Genomic DNA, 19,668 nt, shown 5'->3' with positions numbered 1-19,668 from the left:
TTCCTTACGCGAGAAGTGGTGGGGGGTCAGAGGTGGATGCCGCACTCGGTCTTGCCGGAGCCGGACCAGCGGCCGGCCCGGGCGTCCTCGCCCTCCCCCGGCTTGCGGGTGCAGGACAGCGGCGAGCAGCCGATCGAGGTGTAGCCCTCCCACAGCAGCGGGTTGAGCAGCACCCCGTTGGCGGCGACGTAGGCGTCCACGTCCTCCTGCGTCCACCGGGCGATCGGGGCGATCTTGACCTTGCGGCGCTTGGGGTCCCAGGAGACCACCGGGGTGTTCGCCCGGGTCGGGGACTCGTCGCGGCGCAGCCCGGTGGCCCAGGCGTCGTAGCCGCCGAGGCCGCGGTTGAGCGGCTCGACCTTGCGCAGCGAGCAGCACAGGTCCGGGTCGCGGTCGTGCAGGTTCGGCCCGTACTCGGCGTCCTGCTCGGCCACGCTCTTCAGCGGGGTGAGCGTGATGACGTTGACCGGCATGGTGGCCGCCACCGCGTCCCGGGTGCCGATGGTCTCCGCGAAGTGGTAGCCGGTGTCCAGGAACACCACGTCCACGCCGGGGAACACCGAGGCGGCGAGGTGGGCGACCACCGCGTCCTCCATCGAGGAGGTCACGCAGAACCGCTTGCCGAAGGTGTCGGCGGCCCAGCGCAGGACCTCCTGCGCCGTGGCCTCCTCCAGCTCGCGGCCGGCCCGGACGGCGATCTCCTCGTAGTCAGTCGCGGTGCTGCTCATGGGACGTACCCCCGTTGGTCGGTGACAGCAGGCCGAGGAACTTCAGCTGGAAGGCGCGGCGGCACCCGTGGCACTCCCAGGCGCCGTGGCCGGCCTCCGACGGGCGCAGGTCCTCGTCCCCGCAGTACGGGCAGAAGAACGGTGCGGCTCGCTCACTCATCGCCCACCTCGCTGCGCTCGGCGTTCGCTTCGCGAACACGCCCCGCCCTTTCGGTTCGCTCGCTCCGCTCACTCATCGCCCACCTCGCTGCGCTCGGCGTTCGCTTCGCGAACACGCCCCGCCCTTTCGGTTCGCTCGCTCCGCTCACTCACGACAACTGCTCCTCGGTGGCGCGGGCCGTCCACTGGGCGAAGCGCTCGCCCTCGGTGCGGTCGGCCTGGTAGCGGGTCAGCAGGCGCTCGACGTAGTCGGGCAGGCCGGCGCTGGTGACCTTGAGGCCGCGGACCTTGCGGCCGAAGCCGGCCTCCAGGCCGAGCGCGCCGCCCAGGTGCACCTGGTAGCCCTCGACCTGGTTGCCGTGCTCGTCGGTGACGAGCTGGCCCTTGAGGCCGATGTCGGCGACCTGGATGCGGGCGCAGGCGTTCGGGCAGCCGTTGATGTTGATGGTCAGCGGCTCGGCGAAGTCCGGGAGGCGCTGTTCGAGTTCGTCGATCAGGGAGCGGCCGCGCTCCTTGGTCTCGACGATGGCGAGCTTGCAGTACTCGATGCCGGTGCAGGCCATGGTGCCGCGGCGGAACGGCGAGGGGGCGACCCGCAGGTCGAGCGCCTCCAGGCCGGCCACCACCGACTCGACGTGTTCCTCGGCGATGTCGAGGACGAGCATCTTCTGCTCGGTGGTGGTGCGCACCCGGTCGCTGCCGTGGGCGGCGGCGAGGTCGGCGATCCGACCGAGCAGCTTGCCGTCGACCCGGCCGACGCGCGGGGCGAAGCCGATGTAGTAGCGGCCGTCCCGTTGCTGGTGGACGCCGACGTGGTCGCGCCAGCGGGCGACCGGCTCGGCGGGCGCGGGGCCGTCGATCAGACGGACCTTCAGGTACTCGTCCTCCAGCACCTGGCGGAACTTCTCCACGCCCCAGTCGGCGACCAGGAACTTCAGCCGGGCGCGGTTGCGCAGGCGCCGGTAGCCGTAGTCGCGGAAGATGCTGATCACGCCGCCGAAGACGTCCGGCACCTGCTCCAGCGGGACCCAGGCGCCCAGCCGCACACCCAGCTTGGGGTTGGTGGACAGGCCGCCGCCGACCCACAGGTCGAAGCCGGGGCCGTGCTCGGGGTGGACCACGCCGACGAAGGAGACGTCGTTGATCTCGTGCGCGACGTCCAGCAGCGGGGAGCCGGAGATGGCGGCCTTGAACTTGCGCGGCAGGTTGGAGAACTCCGGGTTGCCGATGAAGCGGCGCTGGATCTCCTGGATCGCCGGGGTGCCGTCGATGATCTCGTCCCGGGCGACGCCGGCCACCGGGGAGCCGAGGATGGCGCGCGGGGTGTCGCCGCAGGCCTCGGTGGTGGACAGGCCGACGGCCTCCAGCTTCCGCCAGATCGCCGGGACGTCCTCGATCCGGATCCAGTGGAACTGGATGTTCTGCCGGTCGGTCAGGTCGGCGGTGCCCCGGGCGTACTGCTCGGAGACCTCGGCGACGGCCCGGAGCTGGGGGACCGTCAGCCGGCCGCCGTCGATGCGCACGCGCATCATGAAGTACTCGGCGTCCAGCTCGTGCGGGTCCAGGATGGCGGTCTTGCCGCCGTCGATGCCCTCCTTGCGCTGGGTGTAGAGCCCCCACCAGCGCATCCGGCCGCGCAGGTCGGCGGGGTCGATCGAGTCGAAGCCCCGGTGCGCGTAGATCGTCTCAATGCGTGTCCGCACATTGAGACCGTCGTCGTCCTTCTTGATCTGCTCGTTGGCATTCAGGGGGGTGTAGTGGCCCATGCCCCACTGGCCCTCGCCGCGGTGGCGGGTCACCTTGCGAGCCGCTGCGGGGCGGCGCGCGGCGGTGCGGTCGGCCGTGGGCTCGGCGGTCTCGGGAGAGGTGGCCATGCTGAAAGTCCTTCGGGGCAGGTGGCGCTGACGCCGGGTGGGTCGCGGAGCGTGCTCGGCCGTGCGGTGCTGCTGTGACCTGCGGGTTTCTCAGGACCGGGAGAGCAGTGGCCGGGCCGGGCGGGCGCCTGCGCATCCGCTGGTGCGGGGATGGGCGGTCGGATCGGCGCCGGGTGCGGTGGTGCGGCGAGGTGGGGGCTCAGGTCACCGGACAGATGGCGCTGGACACGCGAAGGAGATCGACGTGGAGTCGACCTACTAGGGTGGTTCCGGCGCTAGGCATGGCAAGAGATTCGCACGGCCCGGGACTCGCGGTCCACTAACATCCGGATGCTGGACGCTGTGGTTTCGAAATGCGGGACGGTCGGTCGTTCCCGCCGCTCCCCGCCGGGCGTCCGCAGCCGCGGTGCGCACGCGCCCGTACCCCCGGGGGAGATCAACCGGAGCGTCCCGGCCCGATACCGTTAGCGCTGTGCAAGCAGCAGGCGATACGAGCAGACCGAACCCCGAGCGGCCGTCCCGGCGTCGGGGCAAGGGCTCCCGGCGCGCGGCCAAACGGGCCACCTGGCGCCGTACGGCGTGGGACTTGGTGAAGGACACCACCAACACCTGCGTCGAGTACCGGGTCACCGGCCTCGCCGCGGAGGCGGCCTTCTTCACCCTGCTGTCGATCCCGCCGCTGCTGCTCGGCCTGGCGGCCACCCTCGGCTACCTCGACGCCTTCGTCGGCGCCGGCACCATCGAGCGGCTCAAGCACGACATCGTCTCGGCCTCCGGGACGGTGCTCTCGGACTCCTCCGTCAACGAGGTCGTCAAACCGCTGCTCAGCCAGGTCTTCGACCACGTCCGGCCGGACCTGATCTCGATCGGCTTCCTGCTGTCGCTGTGGTCCGGATCCCGGGCGCTCTACATCTTCATCGACACCATCACCGTGATGTACGGGCTGGACGGCAAGCGGGGCATCGTCAAGACCCGGCTGATGTCGCTCGGCCTCTACCTCGGCGCCCTCGTCATCGGCTCCCTGGTGCTGCCGCTGATGATGGCGGGGCCCGGGCTGGTCGAGAACGCCGTGTCGGGCCTCGCCGGGGTGGTCAGCGCCGCCTACTGGCCGGTCGCGATCCTGCTGCTGATCGTCTCCCTCACCACCCTCTACCACCTGGCCGTACCGGTCTCCACGCCCTGGCGCGAGGACATCCCCGGCGCGCTGGTGGCCCTGGTGGTGCTGGTCTTCTGCAGCGTCGGCCTGCGGATCTACCTGATCAGCTCGGTCGAGGGCCCCTCGGTGTACGGCTCGCTGGCGGCGCCGGTGGCCGTGCTGCTGTGGATCTTCGTGGTGGCCCTCGCGGTGCTCATCGGCGCCGCCATGAACGCCGCGATAGACCGCCGCTGGCCCACCCTGGAGACCGCGGACGCCCGCGCCGAGAACGAGCGCGCCCACGAGGAGGCGGCCGCCGCCGTGGTCCGCGAGGTCGCCGCCCGGCGGGCCGTCGAACGGGCCCGGCGGGCCCGCGAGCTGGGACTGGCCGAGGGGGTCGAGGAAGAGTGGGGCGAGGACGAGGCGGACGACGTCGACGCGCCCGCCGAGTACCCCGAGCGGTGGGCCGACGTGCTGGCCGCCGACAACCTGCGCGGGCGCCTCACCGCCCGGCCGGGGCCGCACCACCGGCCCGCTCCGCCGCCGCCGGACAGCGACCGGCCGCTGGGGCCGCCGCCGGAGCGGCCCGGCCAGGGGCCGCAGGAGCCGGGGGCGGGACCGGAGCCGGGACCGGGGTTGCCGCCGGAGCGGCCGGGGTCGGGGCCGGGCTACCCGCCCAGGCCGCCTCGGCCGCCGTGGGAGCAGCGGTAGCCGGTTCTCCGTCCACGGGTACGGACAGGGCCTCCCTCGCGGTTCGCGGGGGAGGCCCTGTGCGTTCGGGGCCGGGGCCGAGGGGCCGTGGGGAGCCTTGGGGGCCTCGGAGGCCCTGGGTGTCCTCCGTGTCCTCCGTGTCCTCGGTGTCCTCGGTGTTCCTCAGGCGGACGGGTTCGAGGGGAACGGGGACCGCGGCGGCAGACCGTAGCCCTGGGTGTGCTCCTCGTTGACCGGCGGGTAGCCGTACGAGGCCTGGGGGGCGGGCGGCTGGGGCCCGTTGGGGTGCGGGGCGACCGGGGCCTGGCCGAACGCGGGGCGCAGCTCGGTGGCGGCGCCCGGGTCGGTGAGGGCGGGGCCGGCGGTGGTCTGCGTGCTCGGGTCGGATCCCGGGGCCAGGGGCCGGCCCGCGCCGCCCAGCGTCCGGCCGGGGCCTGGGCCGGGGTCCTGGCCCTGGTCCGGGCCCTGGCGCCGGCTGTGGCTTGAGCTCGGACTCTGGTCCTGGCCCTGGTCGGGGCCCTGGCCCGGGTTCGTCGCGGCCGGGTCGGTGGCGGCCGAGCGGTCGCCCGGGCCGGCCTGCGCGGGGAGCGGCTCGGGGGTCGGCTGGACCGGGTCCAGCGCGGTGCGTCCCGAGGAGTCGCTGAGCTTGATCAGCAGCGCGACCATCAGCCAGTTCGCCAGCAGCGAGGAACCACCGGCCGCCAGGAACGGCAGGGCCTTGCCGGTCAGCGGGACCAGCCCGCTCACGCCGCCGACCACCACGAAGATCTGCAGCGCGAGCGCCGCCGACAGCCCGGCCGCGAGCAGCTTGCCGAACGGGTCGGTCAGGCCGATCGCGGTGCGCATGCCGCGCTGGATCAGCAGCACGTACACCAGCAGGACGGCCGTCACCCCGGCCAGGCCCAGCTCCTCGCCGATGGTGGTGAAGATGAAGTCGCTACGCCCCGCGAAGCCGATCAGCCACGGGCGGCCCGAGCCCAGGCCCGTCCCGGTCAGGTGCCCGGTGCCCAGGCTGAACAGCGCCTCGGCAGGCTGCTCGGAGATCGCCGGGTCGTGCACCGGCTTGTAGTAGTCGAGCGGGTGCAGCCAGGCCTCGACGCGGCCGTGCACGTGGGGCTCCAGGGTGCCGACCACCGTCGCGCCGCCGACCGCCATGAGCAGGCCGAGGACGACCCAGCTGGTGCGCTCGGTCGCCACGTACAGCATCACGATGAAGAGGCCGAAGAAGATCAGCGAGGTGCCGAGGTCGCGCTCGAAGATCAGCACCAGCAGGCTGACCGCCCAGATCGCGAGCACCGGACCGGCGTGCCGTCCGCGCGGCAGGGTCATCCCCCAGACCTTCCGCCCGGCCAGGGCCAGGGCGTCCCGGTTGGCCATCAGGTAGCCCGCGAAGAAGATCGTGATCGCGACCTTCACGAACTCGTCGGGCTCGAAGGACGGCAGCCCGGGGAGCTTGATCCACCGCTTGGCGCCGAAGCTGTCCGTCGGCGAGAACACCGGCGCCGTCAGCAGGACCAGCGCGCCCGCCATCATCACGTACACGTACCGCTGGAAGAAGCGGTGGTGCTTGACGAAGACGATCAGCGCGATCGCCGCCGCCACCGAGATGAACACCCACATCATCTGGGAGGGCGCGGCGGGGAGCTTCTGGTAGTCGCCCTTGCCCGGGTGCGCCGCCTTGTAGCTGAAGTCCAGCCGGTCCAGCAGCATCAGCCCGAAGCCGGTCAGGAAGACGCCCAGCGGCAGGATCAGCGGGTCCGCGTACGGTGCGAACCGGCGCACCGCCAGGTGCGCCGCCGCGACCAGTGCCCCCAGGGACAGGCCGTGGACCAGCAGTCCGGACGGCAGCTTGCCGGTCAGTGCCAGCGAGGCGTCGATGTGTCCGGCCAGACAGACGGCCACCGCGAGCGCCAACAGGCCCAGCTCGATGTTGCGGTGGCGCGCGGCCAGCCGTCGGCCCTCGCCGCGTGCAGTGCTTTGCACCTCTTGTCGTCCCCTTGTAGTCACCCACGTGGCCGGTATCGCGCCGACGGTGCATCCTGCCAGACGAACGCGGGCCGCCGCCGGTTGCGCCCCCGGGCCCGGCAAGGGCAGAACTTTGCCTCGGCAAAGCTTTGGCGGGGCTTGGTAAAGCTTTGTTCAGGCCCGGGTATAGAGGCGGGCCCCGGCTGCGGCGGGCCGGGCCGGGAGCGCCATCATGGCCGGGCGCCGAGGCCCCTGCCCGGCGACTCCCGGCGCCTCCCCGGCGACCCGGGTGGCGGTGCGGACGAGGTGGGCGGACGGATGAACGGCGCGGTGGATCTCGCGGCCCAGGCGCTCGGCCACGGGGGCGCGGTCCAGGCGCTCGGCCACGGGAGCGCGGTCCACGCGCTCGCGTACAGCGGACCGCCCGCGTGGCAGTGGTCCGACCTCGCCACCTCCTGGACCCTCGAACCGCTGGTGCTCGCCCTGTCGCTGCTCCTCGGCGGCTGGTACCTGGCCGCGGTGCGCACCGTCCACCGCGGCGGCGAACGCTGGCAGCCCACCCGCACCGCGGCCTTCCTCGGCGGCCTGCTGCTGTGGATCTGGTGCACCTGCTCCGGCCTCGGCGTGTACGAGCGCATCCTCTTCACCGACCGGGCCGTGCAGGTCGTGCTGCTGCTCATGGTCGTCCCGCTGCTGCTCGCGCTGGGCGCGCCCGTCTCGCTGCTTGTCGAGTCCTCGCCGGAGCGCCGGCGGGAGCGGATCCTGCGGGTGCTGCGCAGCCGGCCCTCCAAGGTGCTGATGTTCCCGGCGGTCTCCACGGCGCTGCTGATGGCGCCGCCGTGGCTCCTCTACTTCACGCCCTGGTACGAGTGGTCGCTCTCCAGCGGGGTCGGGAACGTGGTGCTGCACCTGGCGCTGGTGCTGCTGGGACTCGCCTACTTCTGGCCGCGGCTGCAGCTCGACCCGGTCGGGCACGAGTACCCGCACCTGGTCGGGCTGTTCATCACCTTCGCCGAGGTGATCTTCGACGCAGGGCTCGGGATCGTGCTGATCTACGGTGGCCACCTCGTCGCCGAGCACTACTACGTCGCGCTCGGGCGGCCCTGGGGGCCGAGCCCGGCCCAGGACCAGACCTGGGGCGGCAACGCCTTCTGGGTGCTGGGCGACCTCGTCGGGCTGCCGTTCCTCGCCGCGCTGGTGCGGCGGATGGTGGTGCAGGGGCGCGAGGAGATCAAGGCCGTGGACGCCGAACTGGACGCCCGCTTCGAGGAGCAGGCCGCCCGGGCCCGGGCGGAGGGGCTGCCGGAGGAGGAGGAGACCGGCATGCGGCCCTGGTGGCTGGACGACCCGAACCTCAAGCACCGGTACGGCGGATAGCCCCTCCCTCCTCTGGACGGCGTTTCCGCAGGTCAAAAATAGGTTGGCCGTCGCCGCGGGCTCCACTAGCGTGTGGCGCGTCAGGTTCGGGGGCCATTGGGCCGCCCGAGGAGTAGAGAGCAGGAGGTGAACCCCGTGGTCGTTGTCGCCCCGATAGCTGCCCTGGGCAGCGCTCGCGTTCACCTCCTCTTCCCGGCCGCCGGCTGAGCCCTCCGCGCCAGCCGTAGCCCGCCGGGACCATCTCCTCCCGAAGGGCCACTGCGTTGTTCAACGCTGCCTCCGCTCCCTCGTCCTCCTCCTCTTCCTCCTCTTCTTCTTCGCTCTCCGGCGACAGCCTCACCGACGGCTTCACCGCGGGTTCCCCGCTGGCCGGCTACGGCTGGACGCCCGAGCTCGACGAGCTCTTCGCGCCGCTCGCCGAAGCCGGGCTGCTCCCGGCCCGGATCCTCCGGGTCGACCGCGGCCAGTGCGACGCCGTCCTCGCCGACCCTGAGACGGGCGAGCTGCGCACCGTCCGGCTCGACACCCGGCGGGTGGGCGACGCCGACATGATCAACTGCCCGTGCACGGGTGACTGGGCCGCCGTCGACCTGCACGCCCAGCCGATGGCCGCCGTCACCGCGCTGCTGCCGCGCTCCACCGCGATCATCCGCAAGGTGGCGGGCAAGCGTTCCGACGGCCAGGTGCTGGCGGCCAACGTCGACACCGTCCTGATCGCCGCCTCGCTGGCGGCCGATCCCGACCTCGGGCGGATCGAGCGCTTCCTCGCCCTGGCCTGGGAGTCCGGTGCCGAACCCCTGGTCGTCCTCACCAAGGCCGATCTGGTGGACGACGCCGACTTCATCCGGGCCGACGTCGAAGCGGTCGCCCCCGGTGTCACCGTGCTGGTGGTCAGCGCCGAGACCGGAGAGGGCATCGACGTGCTCCGCGCCTGCGCGCCCGGCACCGCCGTACTGATCGGCCAGTCCGGTGTGGGCAAGTCCACCCTCACCAACGCGCTGGTCGGCGCCGAGGTGATGACCGTCCAGCAGGCCCGCGAGGTCGACCAGAAGGGCCGCCACACGACGACCACCCGCGAGCTGACGGCACTGCCCGGCGGGGGCGTGCTGATCGACACCCCCGGGCTGCGCGAGGTCGGCCTCTACGGTGGCGAGGGGGTGGACCTGGCCTTCGCCGACATAGCCGAGCTGGCCGAGGAGTGCCGCTTCCACGACTGCAACCACCACACCGAGCCCGGCTGCGCGGTGCGGGCGGCGCTGGAGGACGGCAGTCTGCCGCAGCGTCGGATGGACAGCTACCTCAAGCTCCAGCGCGAGAACGAGTGGATCGCCTCCCGCTCGGACGCCCGGGTGGCCAAGGCCCGGCTGAACAAGTGGAAGGCGATCACCAAGTCGATGCGTGCGGCGGGAGGTCCGGTGAAGCTTTGAGCGGATGTGCCCCTGGCCCGGGCGACGGGCGTCAGCCAGGCCCGGCCGGCGCTGAACGCTTCCGCTGATCACCTGCTGTGGCCGGCCGCCGGCGGCCGGCCACAGCAGGACCGGCGGGGGCGCGGGGGGGGGGGGGGCCGGGTTGGTGGGCGCGCGGGGGGGGTTGGTGGGTGCGGCCCCCGGGCCGGGGCGCGGGGCGCCCCCCGGCCCGGGCGGGGGCTCACGGTGCCCGGTTAACCCGGGGGGGGCCGGCCCGCGGGCGGCCGGCCACAGCAGGACCGGCTGGGGCGCGTGGGTGTGGTGGGCATGGTAGGTGGGCGCGCGGTGGTGGTTGGTGGGTGCGGCGGTGGGTGCGTGCGCGTGTGGCGGTGGGTGGGCGGGGGAGGGGGAGGGAGGGGGGAGGGGCCCGGAGAACCGGGTGGCCGGTTCCCGCTTGATGGTTCCCGCTTGATGGTTCCCGCTTGATGGTTCCGGCGCCGCTCCGGCGGTGCCGGAGCGCCGCCGGCGGAACACCGCCGACCGGAAAGCCCCGAACGGTCATGTCCGATTCCCGCCAGTCACCCCCCGCCCGGTGCCGCAGACTGGACAGCGTGATCGACGACGACATCCGGTACCGAGCCGTGGACAGCCGGGACTCCCGCTTCGACGGGGTCTTCTTCACGGCCGTCACCTCGACCGGCATCTACTGCCGACCGAGCTGCCCCGCCGTGACCCCCAAGCGCGCCAACTGCCGCTTCTACCCCAGCGCCGCGGCCGCCCAGGGCGCCGGCTTCCGGGCCTGCCGCCGCTGCCGCCCGGATTCCGTGCCCGGCTCCCCGGAGTGGAACCACCGCGCCGACCTGGTCGGCCGCGCGATGCGCCTGATCGGCGACGGCGTCGTGGACCGCGAGGGCGTGGCAGGGCTGGCCGGCCGGCTCGGCTACAGCGCCCGGCAACTGCAGCGCCAGCTCATCGCCGAGCTCGGCGCCGGCCCGATCGCGCTGGCCCGCGCCCGCCGCGCCCAGACCGCCCGGCTGCTCCTGCAGACCACCGAGCTGCCCGTCACGGACATCGCGTTCGCGGCCGGCTTCGCCTCCGTCCGGCAGTTCAACGACACCGTTCGGGAGGTTTACGACCGCACCCCAAGCGGCCTGCGCGCCGAGGTCGTGGCAGGCCGCCGCACCGCGACCCCGGCCGGTGGCCTCACCCTGCGCCTGGCCTACCGCGGCGCGATCGACAGCGACCACCTGATCGACTTCCTCGAACTGCGCGCCGTCCCCGGTGTGGAGGAGGTCGTGCCCGGCGCGCGCCCCGGCGTGCGCACCTACCGGCGCACTCTCGCGCTCCCGTACGGGCACGGCATCGCCGAGGTGGACGGCCTCGCCCCGGAGGACCCGCGCACCCGCGGCTGGCTCGACTGCCGTCTGCTGCTCGCCGATCTGCGCGACCTGCCGACGGCCGTCCAGCGGCTGCGCGTCCTGTTCGACCTGGACGCCGACCCGGACGCCGTCGACGAGCAGCTCGGCACCGACCCGGTGCTCGGCCCGCTGGTCCGCGAGCGCCCCGGCCTGCGCTCGCCCGGACACGTGGATCCTCACGAGCTGGCCGTCCGCGCCGTGCTCGGCCAGCAGATCACCGTCGGCGCCGCCCGCACCCTGGCCGGTCGGCTCGCCGAGAGGTACGGCACCGCGCTGCCCGAGCCGAACGGCGGCCTGCGGCTGCTCTTCCCCACGTCGGCGGCGCTGGCCACCGCCGACCCCGGGGACTTCGCGATGCCCGCGGCCCGCCGCCGCGCGCTGACCGGACTGTGCGCGGCTCTGGCCGAGGGCGTGGTGCGACTGGACGGCGGGGTGGACCGGGAGGAGGCCGCCGCCCAGCTGCTGGCCCTGCCCGGCATCGGCCCGTGGACGGTCGGCTACCTGCGGATGCGCGCACTCGCCGATCCCGACGTGTTTCTCCCGAGCGACATCGGCGTCAAGCACGGGCTGATCCGGCTCGGCGCCCCCGGCGACCCGAAGTCCGCGGCCCTCGCTGCCGAGGCCTGGGCCCCGTGGCGCTCCTACGCCGTCCACCGGCTGTGGGCCGGCCCCGCGAGCGCCGCGCCGAGCGCCATCCCGAGCGCCGCCCGGAGCGCCGCGCCGAGCGCCATCCCGAGCGCCGCCCCGAACACCGGAACCAGCACCACCGCGAGCGCCGGAACCAGCGCCGCCCTCAGCCTCGGCACCACCCCCGGAACGGAGAACGACCCGGCATGAGCACCACCGTCTTCACCACCATGGAGAGCCCCTTCGGCCGCCTGCTGCTCAGCGGCGTGCTGCCCGAGGAGGGCGGGCCGGCTGCCCTGGCCACCGTCACCGCGCCCGGACAGAAGTACGCCCTGGCCGAGCCCGCCGACGGCTGGCAGTTCGACCCCGAGGCCCTCGCCGAGCCGGTCGCCCAGCTGACCGCCTACTTCAGCGGCGAGCGCACCACCTTCGACCTCCCGCTGGTCCCCGAGGGCACCGAGTTCCGCCGTCGGGTCTGGGCCGCGCTGGACGAGGTCCCGTACGGCACGACCGTCACCTACGGCCAACTCGCCCAGCTGGCCGGCCAGTCGCCGCGGATGGTCCGCGCGGTCGGCGGCGCGGTGGGCGCCAATCCGCTGCTGATCGTGCGCCCCTGCCACCGGGTGCTCGGCGCCAACGGCGCGCTCACCGGCTTCGCGGCGGGCGTGGACCGCAAGCGCTGGCTGCTGGAGCTGGAGAGCGGCACGCTCTTCTGACATGGACCGGGGCGCGCGCGAACGGCGTCAGCCCCGGAGGTCCACCCGCCAGTTGTTGCTGCGCATGAACCGGCCGGGCGGGAACTCGAACTCGGTCTCGCCGAGCAGTGTGAACCCGGCCTTCGCGCACACCGCGTTGGAGGCGGGGTTGTCCACCGAGGGGAAGGCGTGCAGGAAGCGGTGCGCGGCCTCCCGCCGGGCGGCCGCGACGGCGGCCCGGGTGGCGGTCACCGCGATGCCCTTCCCCTGGTGCCCGGGCAGCACGTTCCAGCCCATCTCGTGAACGGTCTCGCCGGCCCAGGTGCGGGTGCCGTAGCCGACCGTGCCGACGGCCTCGCCCTCGGGCAGCAGCACGATCCGGTACATGCAGCCCAGGCCGGACGGGACGAAGTCCAGGTAGCGCCCGTGGCGGACGAGCAGCTGCTCCTCCGTCTCCGGTCCGCCGACGTGCTTCTTCATCTCCGGGGTGTTGACCAGGCGCAGCAGCGCGAGGTCGGCGTCCGTCCAGGGCTCGATCTGTACCTCGGTGTCGGTCATGCCGGGACGCTAGTGGCCACCGCGTCCCGGCGGCCACCCGTTTTGTTCAGGCCGACCCGGCTCAGCCGACCGACGTCCCCTCGGTGAGGCTTCCCGGCTCGGCGAGGGCCCGGGCGAGCTGTTCGAGCGCGGGCAGCGCGTGGACGACGGCCTCGCGGTCGGCCGGGTCGAGGGTGCCGAGGGCGGTGGCGATCCGGCGTTCGTGGGCGTGCTGCCAGTCGTCCAGCTGGCGGCGTCCGGCCGGGGTGAGGGCGATCCGGGCGGTGCGCCGGTCGCCGGGGTCGGCCTGGCGGTCGACGAACCCGGCCTCCAGCAGTTTGCCGACCAGTCCGCTGACGGTGTTGGGGGCGAGCCGCTGGCGGGCGGCGAGTTCGCCGACCCGCAGCGGGGCCGCGGCGAGGGTCTGGAGGAGTTCGACCTGCGCCATCGGCAGGGACTCCCACGGGTAGTCGGTGCGGATGCTGCTGCGCAGTGCGCGGCGCAGCCGGGTGACGGTGTCGGTCAGCCGCCGGGCGTGCTCGACCGCCGGGTCGGGGCTTCCGGCGGCGAGGTCGGGAACGTGTGGTGACGACGGCATGGCGGACAGCGTATCGCCTGGTACGGGGCGTTCCCGGGGCGCCGTCCGCCCCTCGGACGCGGGGTGGACGCAGCGCGAGATCCGTCGTATCGCGGCACGAGCAAATCGTAGAGAGAACATATCTGCATCCGATATATTTGTGACATGAACGCCACCGCCCTTGCCGCGCGCCTGCTCACCGAGCGGCCCCGGCCCCGCGGCATAGCCGGCTGGCGCCACGCCCACTGGCTGGCCGTCGGCACCGTCTGTCTCGGAGCCTTCCTCGGCCAGCTCGACGCCAGTGTCATCGCCCTGGTCTTCCCCGCCCTCGGCCGCCACTTCGACGCGGGTTTCGCCGCCGTCGAGTGGGTCGCCCTCGCCTACCTGCTCGTCCTGGTCGCCCTGCTGGCCCCGATCGGCTGGCTGTCCGACCTGGTGGGCCGCAAGACCGTGTACATCGGCGGCTTCGCCGTCTTCGGCCTGTCCTCGCTCGGTGCCGGGCTCGCCGAGAGCCTGTGGGTCCTGGTCGGCTGCCGCGCCGTGCAGGCCGTCGGCGCCGCGATGATGCAGGCCAACAGCGTCGCCCTGGTCGCGCGCGGAGTCCCCGAGCACGCGATGCGGCGCGCCCTCGGCATCCAGGCCGCCGCTCAGGGCCTCGGGCTGGCGCTCGGGCCCAGCGTCGGAGGGCTGCTGGTGGAGCACGCCTCCTGGCAGTGGGTGTTCTGGGTGAACGTGCCGATCGCCGTGTTCGGCATCGTGGCCGGCTGGTACCTGCTGCCCCGCACCCGGACCTGCGTGCCCGCGCCGGTCCCGGAGCGGCGTGGCCGGGGCCCGCGCGAGCCCCGCTTCGACCTGCCCGGCATGCTGCTGCTCACCGGCGCGACCACCGCTCTGCTGCTCGCCCTGTCCACCGCCTCCGGCCTGCCGCTGCCCGGCTGGGCCGTCGCCGTCCTGCTGCTGACCGCCGCCGTCCTCGCCGTCGCCCTGGTGCGCCAGGAGCGACGGGCGGCCCGGCCGATCCTGGCGCCCGGGCTGGTCAACACCGCGGGCGTGCGCTCCGGGCTGGTGGTCGCGCTGATCGGCTACCTGCTGCTGTTCTGCCCCCTGGTGCTGGGCCCGGTGCTGCTCACCGGCGCGGGCGTGTCGACGGCTGTGGCCGGGCTGGTGGTCACCGTGCTGCCCGCCGCGTTCGCCGTCGCCGCGACGGTCGGCGGAGGGCTGCTGCCCCGGGGCTGGTCGGACGTCACCCGGTGCCGCTTCGGCGCGGGCCTGGCCGCCGCCGGACTGCTGCTGTTCGCCGTGCTGCCGGTCTCGGCCGCGGCCGTGGCGGCCCCGCTGCTGGTCGCCGGGTACGGGCTGGGCCTGCTGCTGCCCGCCAACAACGCCCTGGTGATGCGGGCGATCCCGGCGGAGTGCTCGGCCGTCGGCGGCGGCATGGTGAACATGGCGCGCAGCCTGGGCACCGCGCTCGGCATGGCGCTGTCCGTGCTCGGTGTCCACCTGGCGGGCGCGGCGTCCGGTGGGCGGACGGTGCTGGTCGCGCTGGCGGTCGTCGCGGTGGCCGCCGTCGCGCTGACCCGGCCCGCCGGCGCCCGGTCCCGTCCGGCGGCGGCTACGCGCTGACGTTCAGGGCGTCCTGGGCCCGGTTCAGCCCGAGCCGCACCAGCGTCTCCAGGGCGTCCGCGCAGCGGTCCGTCACCTCCGGCATCGCGGCCAGTTCCTCGTCCGAGAACTTCTTCAGCACGTGGTCGCCGACGCTCTGCCCCTTCGGCGGACGCCCGATGCCGAAGCGCAGCCGGACGAAGTCCCGGGTGCCGAGCACCTCGCCCACCGACCGCACCCCGTTGTGCCCGCCCGGCCCGCCGCCGCGCTTCAGCTTGCCGGTGCCGTAGGCGAAGTCCAGGTCGTCCTGGACGACCACCAGGCGCTCGACCGGCACCCCGTAGCGGCGCAGCAGGGCGGCCACCGGGCGGCCGGACAGGTTGATGGACCACCACAGCGGCTTGGCCAGCAGCACCGGCCGGCCGTCCACCTCGATCTCCGCGACCACGGCGCCGATCCCGCGCCGGCGGAACCGGGCGCCGTGCCGCTCGGCCAGCCGGTCCACGGTCAGGAAGCCGGCGTTGTGCCGGGTCAGCCGGAACCAGGGACCGGGGTTGCCGAGTCCGGCGATCAGCCAGGGCGCGTCGGTGCTCATGCGGGAGTGCTCCAGGAAGGTGGTGCGGACGGCGGACGGCGGACGGCGGACGGCCGGGGCGCGGTACGGGCGGTCGGGGGACCGCTCACGCGCCCCGGCCGTCCGGGGGAACGAGGGAACTGCGGGAACTACGGGAACCACGGGGAACTACGGGAACTGCGGCGAACTGCTGGACGGGACTTCGGGGTCAGGACGCGGGCACGCCGGGGGCGGCGCCGCGCTCCTTGAGCATGTCGGTCATCAGCTCCACCTCGGACGTCTGGGCGACCACCATCGACTGGGCGAGCCGCTTCTCGACGTCGTTCTTCGCCATGTCGACGTAGCCCTGGGCCATCTCGACCCCGCCCTTGTGGTGCTCGATCATCAGCTGGAGGTAGTACACCTCGGCGTCCCGCCCGCTGAGCGTGCGCAGTTTCGCCATCTGGGTGTTGGTGGCCATGCCGGGCATCAGCGAACCGTCGTGCGCCTGGTAGTCGTGGTCCATCTTCATCCACGCCATCGGCTTGGCGGTCGAGTGCTGCGACAGCCCCCACTGGTCGAGCCAGCCCGTCATCATCCCGCGCTGGTTGGCCTGGGTGTTGATGACGTCGAAGGCGAGGGTGCGGGTCGGCTCGTCGCTCGTGCGGTCCCGGACGATGAACGACAGGTCCACCGCCTGCTGGTGGTGGGTCGCCATGTCGCGGGCGAACCCGGCCTCGGGCGAGTCGTCCGCGGGGACGGCGATCGAGGCCGAACCCGAGGCGGACGTGCCGCCGGCGACCAGGGCCGGCACCCCGAGCGCCAGCGCGACCACCGCGGCCAGTGCGGCCGGCCACCACATCCGGCGGCGGCCGGGGCGCTCCGCGCTCCGCTCCTCCGGCGCGCCCGCTGCCGAGGACTCCTCGGGGCGGGTCCCGTCGGCGGTCACATCTCCCCCATGCTGCAGGAGGCGCCCGGCTCCTGGGTCTGCTTGCCCTGGACGTACTTGGTGAAGAACTGGTTGACCCGCGGGTCGCTGGCGCTGTCCACGATCAGCTGGGTGCTCCAGGCGTTCAGGGTGATGGTGCCCTGCTCGTCCGGGTACGGGCTCATCAGCGAGTACGGGGTGGCCTTGACCTTGTCGGAGAGGAGCTTGATGTCGTCCGCCGTGGCCTTGCCGTTGTACGTCACCCAGACGGCGCCGTGCTCCAGCGAGTGGACGGCGCGCTCGTTCTCGACCGGCTTGTCGTAGACGTGGCCCATGCAGTCCAGCCACACCGCGTTGTGGTCGCCGCCGACCGGCGGGGTCATCGGGTAGTTGACCTTGTCCTTGACGTGGTTGCGGCTCAGGTCGCCGAAGGTCTTCACGCCCGGGATGTCCGCGTTGGCGGCGGCCTCGCGGTCCTTCTTCTTCTGGTTCTGGTCCATGACGAGCCAGGTGCCGGTGGCGATCGCGCCGATCACCAGCACACCGGCGGCCACCGAGGCGATCACCTTGTTGCGGCGGTCGCGGCGCTGCTCGGCGGCGCGCAGCTCGGCTATCCGGGCGCGGCGGTCGACGCCGCCCTTGGCGCCGGGCTTGTTGGACTGCTTCGAGACGGAACCCATGATGGTTGTCCTTGTCCCCGCCGCGCACGGCTGGTGGCGACGGTCGGCTGAAGAGGGGGGAGTGGCGGACCCGCCGACGGGGAGCGTCGGCGGTGGGTTCCGCTCAGGACCGGTGGACCTGGAGCTCGTGCAGATCGGGGGCCGGGTGCGGGCCGTCCAGCAGGCCCGCGGGCACCACCCGGGGCAGCGCCTCGGGCGCCGGGGAGACGAGTGGCCACGCGGCGGGCTGCGGATGCGGCGGCGGGTTCGGCAGCTGGGCGTCCTGCGGGCAGAACGGATGGCTGGAGCAGCCGTTGTCGTGCGGCGGCTGGCCGTCGGCGGTGCACAGGATCCAGTGGTCCTGCTGCTCCGCGATGCGGTGGCCGTCGGAGGACCGGGCGGCGTCGCGCGCGGCGTCACGGGCGGTGTCGCGGGCGAGCGCGGTCTGCGCGGTGGCCTCCGCCGCACTGACCACCGAGACGGCCCCCACCGGGGCCGGTCCCGGACGGGCGGACGCGTCCGCCTTCGCCAGGCCCGTACACGGCAGCGCGGTCAGCAGGGCGACCAGCAGCAGGACCAACAGCGCACCCGCCGGGCGGCCCGCCGATGCGGCCCTCCCCGGTCGGGGTGAGCTCGGGGCCGACGCGGTCATGCGCACATTTAATCAGCCGAACGGGTGAAGCGATGCCCCCCATCGGCCCTCATTTTCGGCCGCCGACGCCCCGCAATGACCAGGAAACGCCCTGCTCGGGGCACATCCGGCAAGCACGGACGGAACGGATACGAACGTCGTGGTGACGGCCGTACCGCTCCGCCGCCCCGCCGTCGGCGAAGCACCAGGTGAACGCGGTGGCCGGGATGATCCGATCGGTGACCGGTTGTCGCCGAAACCCGGACAGGGTCGTTGCACTTGGAGACAATGACGCCAGTCCGGCCCCCGCCGGGGGCGGCGCGACCACGGACCGACCAGGAGCCGCCAGATGACCAAGCAGGGTGCACCCGCACAGCCGCCCCGGCCCGACGACGGCTGGTGGGACACCGTCTACGACGGGCCGGCGGGCACCCTCCCCGACACCCCGCACGCCGACCCGGGCGACGGCAGCGTCGACGACTGGTTCGACACGGCGGCGGGGCTGATCGGGCAGCAGCGGACGGCGGAGCCGGAGCCGGCTGCGGAGCCGGTCGCGGAGTCGGCGGTGGAAGCGGCGGTGGCGCGGGACAGCATCGACGACTGGTTCGACACCGCGGTCGGCGTGATCGAGGGGACCGGCGGCGGCATCGGACACCAGCGCGGCTCGACCGGGACCGCCGCCGAGGTTCCCCGGGCGGAGGCGCCCGGGCCTGAACCGGAGCCCGAGCCGGAGCCCGCGCCCGAGCCGGAGCCCGCGCCCGAGCCGGAGCCCGCCACGGAGGTGCCGCCCACCCCCGTCTCCCTGGAGAAGCCCGCGCCCCAGCTCTCGGCCGAACCGGAGCCGGAACCCGAACCCGAGCCCGAGCCCGAACCGGAACCGGAACCGGAACCCGAGGCCGCCCCCGTCTCGGCCCCCAGCCCCGAATCCGTCGCGGCCAAGGAACCGACCCCCGAACCCGAACCCGACCACGCACCGCAGCCCGACCCCGAGCCCTCCGCCTCCGCCTCCGCCCCCGTCCCCGTCCCCGACCCGCGCCTGGCCATCCGCGCCCCGCTCACCGGCAGCGGCCCCGCCGTCCCCCACGTCGGCGAGCGCCCGCCGACCTACGGTCCCGAGCCGACCGCCGTCCCCGAGGCCGACCCGGGCACCCTCGACACCGTCGTACCGGACACCGCGCTGGAGGGCGCCCAGTACGGAACGACCGTGCTGCGCGCCGTCTCCGTCCGGGGCGACTCCGCCCGCTACCGGGGCGAGCCGCGCCGGGACAGCCTGCTGGTGACCAGGTTCGGCGACGGCCCCGACGGGCTGCTGCTCGCCGTCCTCGCGGGCTACGACCGCACCGGCGGCTGCGAGGACGAGTCGCTCACCGCACAGGCCGTCGCCGCCGGAACCGGCGAGGCCTGCCGCCAACTCGCCGCCGCCATCGGCCGCAGCCGGGCCGGCCTGGCCGCCGACCTGCGCGACGGTGCCCGGGACCGCCTGCGCTACGGCCTCCAACGCCTGGCCATCGGCGCCGCCGCCCCGCTGCGTGCACTGGCACCCCGGCAGGAGGGCGACGACACCCCGTCGCCGGCCGCACTGCACTGCCTGCTGCTGTCGCTGGACCCGGCGGCGGGCTACCGCGCCGCCTTCGGCGTCGGCCCCGGCGGGCTCTACCTGCTGCGCTCCGGCCACTGGATCGACGCCTACGCGGCCCGGCTGCTCCACCACCCGGACGGCCAGCCGCCCGTCCCGGAAGCCCCGGTGCCGGAACCGCGCCCGTTCCGCTTCCGCCTGGTCCCGGCCACCCCGGGCGACATCCTGCTGCTCTGCACCTCCGGCCTCGCCCGCCCGATCGCCGACGAACCCGCCGTCGCCCACTTCCTCTCCACCCACTGGGCCCACCCCCACCCCCCGGGCACCGTCGACTTCCTCCGCCAAGTCCAGGTCCGCGCCAAGGGCTACGCCGACGACCGCACCGCCGCCGCCATCTGGACCGAGTAACCACCCCTCGGCCCACCCGGCCACGCCACACGCCCCGCTGCTCCACCCCGGTTGGGCATGCGGCCCTTCCACTCAATGCCGCTGCCAACCGAGCCGGGCTTC

Annotated in this window: 18 protein-coding genes; 7 read left to right on the top strand and 11 right to left on the bottom strand. The window is 73.9% G+C overall.

Features of this window, described 5'->3' with window-relative positions; genetic code table 11:
• Positions 1-26: 26 nt before the first annotated feature.
• The 4 genes from ACIRVF_RS26495 to ACIRVF_RS26480 form a co-directional block, all read right to left on the bottom strand.
• The gene (locus tag ACIRVF_RS26495) at positions 27-728 is read right to left on the bottom strand and encodes a phosphoadenylyl-sulfate reductase (RefSeq protein WP_402822624.1); all 702 of its coding nucleotides are present in this window, start codon (positions 726-728) and stop codon (positions 27-29) included.
• Positions 709-888 (bottom strand): hypothetical protein, encoded by a 180-nt coding sequence (locus tag ACIRVF_RS26490; protein WP_030281704.1) that lies wholly within the window; start codon positions 886-888, stop codon positions 709-711. Before ACIRVF_RS26490 ends, ACIRVF_RS26495 begins: the two co-directional genes overlap by 20 nt.
• 148 nt (positions 889-1,036) lie before the next feature.
• Positions 1,037-2,761 (bottom strand): nitrite/sulfite reductase, encoded by a 1,725-nt coding sequence (locus tag ACIRVF_RS26485; RefSeq protein WP_402822621.1) that lies wholly within the window; start codon positions 2,759-2,761, stop codon positions 1,037-1,039.
• Positions 2,762-2,960: 199 nt separating this feature from the next.
• The gene (locus ACIRVF_RS26480; RefSeq protein WP_310593185.1) at positions 2,961-3,044 is read right to left on the bottom strand and encodes a putative leader peptide; all 84 of its coding nucleotides are present in this window, start codon (positions 3,042-3,044) and stop codon (positions 2,961-2,963) included.
• A 189-nt stretch (positions 3,045-3,233) separates the two neighbouring features.
• Here ACIRVF_RS26480 and ACIRVF_RS26475 point away from each other — a divergent pair, with 189 nt between their 5' ends.
• Positions 3,234-4,607 carry a YihY/virulence factor BrkB family protein gene (locus ACIRVF_RS26475; RefSeq protein WP_402822618.1) on the top strand — a complete coding sequence of 458 codons (1,374 nt, stop codon included), beginning with the start codon at positions 3,234-3,236 and terminating at the stop codon, positions 4,605-4,607.
• Positions 4,608-4,769: 162 nt separating this feature from the next.
• Here the strand turns inward: ACIRVF_RS26475 and ACIRVF_RS26470 are convergent, their stop codons facing one another.
• Positions 4,770-6,590, bottom strand: a complete 1,821-nt coding sequence (locus ACIRVF_RS26470; RefSeq protein ID WP_402822615.1) for an FtsW/RodA/SpoVE family cell cycle protein — start codon at positions 6,588-6,590, stop codon at positions 4,770-4,772.
• Positions 6,591-6,890: 300 nt separating this feature from the next.
• Here ACIRVF_RS26470 and ACIRVF_RS26465 point away from each other — a divergent pair, with 300 nt between their 5' ends.
• The 4 genes from ACIRVF_RS26465 (at position 6,891) to ACIRVF_RS26450 (ending at position 12,116) form a co-directional block, all read left to right on the top strand.
• Positions 6,891-7,949 (top strand): cytochrome c oxidase assembly protein, encoded by a 1,059-nt coding sequence (locus tag ACIRVF_RS26465; protein WP_402822612.1) that lies wholly within the window; start codon positions 6,891-6,893, stop codon positions 7,947-7,949.
• A gap of 263 nt (positions 7,950-8,212) precedes the next feature.
• A complete protein-coding gene (rsgA, locus tag ACIRVF_RS26460) occupies positions 8,213-9,376 on the top strand; it encodes a ribosome small subunit-dependent GTPase A (protein ID WP_402822609.1) in 1,164 nt (387 codons plus the stop codon).
• 539 nt (positions 9,377-9,915) lie between these two features.
• Positions 9,916-11,610 carry a DNA-3-methyladenine glycosylase 2 family protein gene (locus ACIRVF_RS26455; RefSeq protein ID WP_402822607.1) on the top strand — a complete coding sequence of 565 codons (1,695 nt, stop codon included), beginning with the start codon at positions 9,916-9,918 and terminating at the stop codon, positions 11,608-11,610.
• Positions 11,607-12,116, top strand: coding sequence for a methylated-DNA--[protein]-cysteine S-methyltransferase (locus ACIRVF_RS26450; protein ID WP_402822604.1), 510 nt, complete (start codon positions 11,607-11,609; stop codon positions 12,114-12,116). Before ACIRVF_RS26455 ends, ACIRVF_RS26450 begins: the two co-directional genes overlap by 4 nt.
• A gap of 27 nt (positions 12,117-12,143) precedes the next feature.
• On the opposite strand, the gene ACIRVF_RS26445 is transcribed toward ACIRVF_RS26450, so the two are convergent.
• Positions 12,144-12,653, bottom strand: a complete 510-nt coding sequence (locus tag ACIRVF_RS26445; RefSeq protein WP_402822601.1) for a GNAT family N-acetyltransferase — start codon at positions 12,651-12,653, stop codon at positions 12,144-12,146.
• 61 nt (positions 12,654-12,714) lie between these two features.
• Positions 12,715-13,230, bottom strand: coding sequence for a MarR family winged helix-turn-helix transcriptional regulator (locus ACIRVF_RS26440; protein WP_402822598.1), 516 nt, complete (start codon positions 13,228-13,230; stop codon positions 12,715-12,717).
• 144 nt (positions 13,231-13,374) lie between these two features.
• Between ACIRVF_RS26440 and ACIRVF_RS26435 the strand changes: the two genes are divergently transcribed.
• Complete coding sequence (locus ACIRVF_RS26435; RefSeq protein WP_402822595.1) at positions 13,375-14,832, top strand: MFS transporter; 1,458 nt, start codon at positions 13,375-13,377, stop codon at positions 14,830-14,832.
• Here the strand turns inward: ACIRVF_RS26435 and pth are convergent.
• The 4 genes from pth to ACIRVF_RS26415 all read right to left on the bottom strand — a co-directional run bounded on the left by pth (position 14,822) and on the right by ACIRVF_RS26415 (position 17,603).
• Positions 14,822-15,406, bottom strand: a complete 585-nt coding sequence (gene pth / locus ACIRVF_RS26430) for an aminoacyl-tRNA hydrolase (protein WP_402822592.1) — start codon at positions 15,404-15,406, stop codon at positions 14,822-14,824. The two genes, ACIRVF_RS26435 and pth, sit on opposite strands and share 11 nt — an antisense overlap.
• A 187-nt stretch (positions 15,407-15,593) precedes the next feature.
• Positions 15,594-16,226, bottom strand: a complete 633-nt coding sequence (locus ACIRVF_RS26425; protein ID WP_402823000.1) for a DUF305 domain-containing protein — start codon at positions 16,224-16,226, stop codon at positions 15,594-15,596.
• A gap of 83 nt (positions 16,227-16,309) precedes the next feature.
• A complete protein-coding gene (locus ACIRVF_RS26420) occupies positions 16,310-16,972 on the bottom strand; it encodes a DUF3105 domain-containing protein (protein ID WP_402822589.1) in 663 nt (220 codons plus the stop codon).
• 103 nt (positions 16,973-17,075) lie between these two features.
• On the bottom strand, positions 17,076-17,603 hold the full coding sequence (locus tag ACIRVF_RS26415; protein ID WP_402822586.1) for a hypothetical protein: 528 nt from the start codon (positions 17,601-17,603) through the stop codon (positions 17,076-17,078).
• A gap of 328 nt (positions 17,604-17,931) precedes the next feature.
• Here ACIRVF_RS26415 and ACIRVF_RS26410 point away from each other — a divergent pair, with 328 nt between their 5' ends.
• On the top strand, positions 17,932-19,566 hold the full coding sequence (locus ACIRVF_RS26410) for a hypothetical protein (RefSeq protein ID WP_402822583.1): 1,635 nt from the start codon (positions 17,932-17,934) through the stop codon (positions 19,564-19,566).
• Positions 19,567-19,668 lie beyond the last annotated feature (102 nt).

This window comes from Kitasatospora sp. NPDC101157, from assembly GCF_044768255.1.
GTDB lineage: Bacteria > Actinomycetota > Actinomycetes > Streptomycetales > Streptomycetaceae > Kitasatospora.
Note: the sequence above shows the minus strand (reverse complement) of the source record. Positions and strands in the feature narration are given on the sequence as shown.